The 2,897-nt window shown below is 74.9% G+C and carries 4 protein-coding genes; 1 reads left to right on the forward strand and 3 read right to left on the reverse strand.

Annotation, left to right across the window (positions count from 1 at the left end; translation table 11 throughout):
- Positions 1 to 16: 16 nt before the first annotated feature.
- Complete coding sequence (locus ACFV4N_RS37610; RefSeq protein ID WP_499677443.1) at positions 17 to 412, forward strand: nuclear transport factor 2 family protein; 396 nt, start codon at positions 17 to 19, stop codon at positions 410 to 412.
- A gap of 27 nt (positions 413 to 439) precedes the next feature.
- Here the strand turns inward: ACFV4N_RS37610 and ACFV4N_RS37615 are convergent, their stop codons facing one another.
- From ACFV4N_RS37615 to ACFV4N_RS37625, 3 genes are all read right to left on the reverse strand, one after another.
- Positions 440 to 1,279 (reverse strand): TauD/TfdA dioxygenase family protein, encoded by an 840-nt coding sequence (locus tag ACFV4N_RS37615; protein ID WP_499677444.1) that lies wholly within the window; start codon positions 1,277 to 1,279, stop codon positions 440 to 442.
- 17 nt (positions 1,280 to 1,296) lie between these two features.
- On the reverse strand, positions 1,297 to 2,064 hold the full coding sequence (locus ACFV4N_RS37620; RefSeq protein ID WP_499677445.1) for an ABC transporter ATP-binding protein: 768 nt from the start codon (positions 2,062 to 2,064) through the stop codon (positions 1,297 to 1,299).
- The coding region (locus ACFV4N_RS37625) for a taurine ABC transporter substrate-binding protein (protein WP_499677446.1) at positions 2,057 to 2,897 on the reverse strand (841 nt) is incomplete at its 5' end. The genes ACFV4N_RS37620 and ACFV4N_RS37625, both read right to left, overlap by 8 nt.

The raw sequence follows: 2,897 nt of genomic DNA on the forward strand, positions 1-2,897 counted from the left end.
GTGTGAAGGAGTCCTGATGACCGCACTGGACGTCGTCCGCGCGCACTACGAGGCGTCGGAGCGCGGCGACCTGGACGGGATGCTCGCCGTGCTGGCGCCCGACGCCCGCTGGACCGAGGCGGCGGGCTCGGCGTACGCGGGCACCTACACCGGACCGGCCGCGATCCGCGCGGGCGTGTTCGAGCGGATCGGCGCGGACTGGTCCGCGTTCGCGGCCGAGGTCGACGAACTGCTGCCGGCCGGCCCGACCGTGGTGGCGCTGGGCCGCTACCACGGCACGCACCGGGCCACCGGCGACTCGGCGACGGCCCGCTTCGCCCACGTGTGGCGGGTGGTCGGCGACCGGGTCGTGGAGTTCGAGCAGGTCGCCGACACCGCGCTGATCAGGGCAGCCGAGGGGCACCCGGCGTAGGCGCCGCGCCCTCTCGGCGCACGCGGCTCACACCCCCACCGGCACGTCGCCGCGCAGCGTGATCCGGTGCATCACGCGCCGCAGGTCGCCGTAGTCGTCCACGGCGTAGTGGGCCGTGCTCCGGTTGTCCCACACCACCACGTCGCCCTCGCTCCACCGGTGCCGCACGGTGAACTCCGGCCTGCCCACGGCGGCGAAGAACACGTCCAGCAGCGCCCGGCTCTCCCCCTCGGTCACGCCCAGCAGGCGCGTGGTGAAGCCCGGGTTCACGAACAGGCTCCGCCGCCCCGACTCGGGGTGCACCCGCACCACCGGGTGCTCGACCGGCTCCAGCGAGCGGATGCGCTCGCCCTCCCACGTGTTGCCCTCGCCGCCCAGCCGGTCGTGCAGGTACTCCTCGAAGTCCTTGCGCCCGTCGTGCAGCGCGGTCAGCTTGTCGGCCAGCTCGCGCAGCGGCTCGGACAGGAACAGGTAGGCCGCCTCCAGGTCGGTCCAGCACGTGTCGCCGCCGGTCGGCGGCAGCGTCACCGCCCGCAGCACCGAGCCGAGCGGCGGGCGTGCCATGAAGGTCACGTCGGTGTGCCAGACGGGCGCCTTGCCGCCGTCGCCCGCGTCCAGCACGTAGATCTCCGGGTGGTCGGCGTCCAGGCCGGGCACGACCGGGTGGGCGGGTGTCGGCTCGCCCAGCGCGGCGGCGAACGCGCGGTGCGCGCCCGGGGTCAGCGACTGGCCGGGGAACACCAGCACCTTGTGCTCGACCAGGGCTGCGCGCAGCGGCGCGCCCGCCTCGGCGGAGTCCACGTCGTTGAGGTCCACGCCGGTCACCCGGGCGCCGAGGGTCGGGGTGAGCGGTTCGAAGTGCGTCATGGTTCTCCCCACTGGGTTCAGGCCGCGACCGCGCGGACGGCCCCGGCGACCTCGCCGCGCAGCGCGGCGAACTCCGCCGACCCGCGCAGCTCGTCGGCCGGCACGCCGGAGCGCGGCAGCGGCACGGGCAGGTCCAGCGCCACCCGACCGGGCCGGTCGGACAGCACGACGACGCGGTCGGCGAGGAACACGGCCTCGTCGACGCTGTGCGTCACGAACACCACGCCCCGCTCGTCGTCGGTCAGCGAGCGGACGTCCTCCTGGAGCCGTTCGCGGGTCAGCGCGTCCAGCGCGGCGAACGGCTCGTCCATCAGCAGCAGCCGGGGCCGGGCGGCCAGGGCGCGGGCGATGGCCACCCGCTGCTGCTGGCCGCCGGAGACCTCCCACGTGCGGCGCGGCGCCAGCTCGGCCAGGCCGACCTGGCCGAGCAGGTCGTGGATCCGCCGGGGGCGGTCCGCGCGCGGCACGCCGGCCCAGCGCAGCGCGGTGCCGATGTTGCCGCCGACGGTCTGCCACGGGAACAGCCGGGGCTGCTGGAACACCGTGCCGACGTCCCGGCCGGCCACGGGCGCGCCGCCGAGCACCCGCGCCTCGCCGGTGGTGGGCCGCTCGAAGCCGCCGACCAGCCGCAGCAGGGTGCTCTTGCCCGACCCGGAGGGCCCGACGACGACCAGGAACTCGCCCGGGTCGACGCGCAGGTCCAGCGGGCCGAGGGCGGGCACGTGGTCGCGGCCCGCCCGGTACCGGTGCTCGACACCGGTCAGCTCGACCAGCGGCTCACCCACGGGGCGCCCGCAGTGCCGCGCGGAACGCGCCCAGGTCCGGCACGGACTCGACCTTCTTCTGGCCGTGCAGGAACTCCGCGGTGGCCAGGAGCTGGTCGGCGAGCCTGCCGGGCGCCTCGGGCGTGCCGAAGTACTCGGGCGAGAGCTGCTCGGCGTGGTCGAGGTAGATGTTCTGCTTGAGCTGGGACAGCGCGTCGTCCACGCCCGCGCCGATCTGCCGCGCCACGGCCTCGGCCACGACCCGCGGCTCGGTCTTGATCTTCTTGAGCGCGTCGTCGGTGGCGGCGAGCCACTGGTCGACCACGTCGCCGTTCCGCTCGATGAACTCCTTGCGGGCCACGGTGAACGTCAGGGTCGGCTTGCCGGCGGCGGCGAGCTTCGCGCTGTCGGTGAGCGTCACGCCGTCCTGCTGGAGCACGCTGAGCACCGGCGTCCACACGTAGGCGCCGTCGATGTCGCCGCGCTGCCAGGCGGCCTGGATGTTCTGCGGCTCCAGGTCCACGAGGGTGACCGAGGCCGGGTCGACGCCCGCCTGCTCGAACGCGGCCAGCAGGCTGTAGTGCGCGGTCGAGCTGAACGGCGCGGCGACCTTGCGGCCGGCCAGGCCCGCGATGTCGGTGACGCCGCTCTCCTCGCGCACCACCAGGGCCTCGCTGTCGCCGATCACGTTGAGCAGCTCGATGACCTGGTAGGGGATGTTCAGCGGCGCGCTGAGCCCGGCCGCCGCGGGGCTGCTGCCGATGACCGCGAGGTCGATCGCGCCGCCGAGGAAGGCGGTGTTGATGCTCGCGCCGGAGTCGAACGAGGTCCAGGTGATCTCGTGGCCGGGCAGC

The organism is Actinosynnema sp. NPDC059797, assembly GCF_042732085.1.
Lineage (GTDB): Bacteria > Actinomycetota > Actinomycetes > Mycobacteriales > Pseudonocardiaceae > Actinosynnema.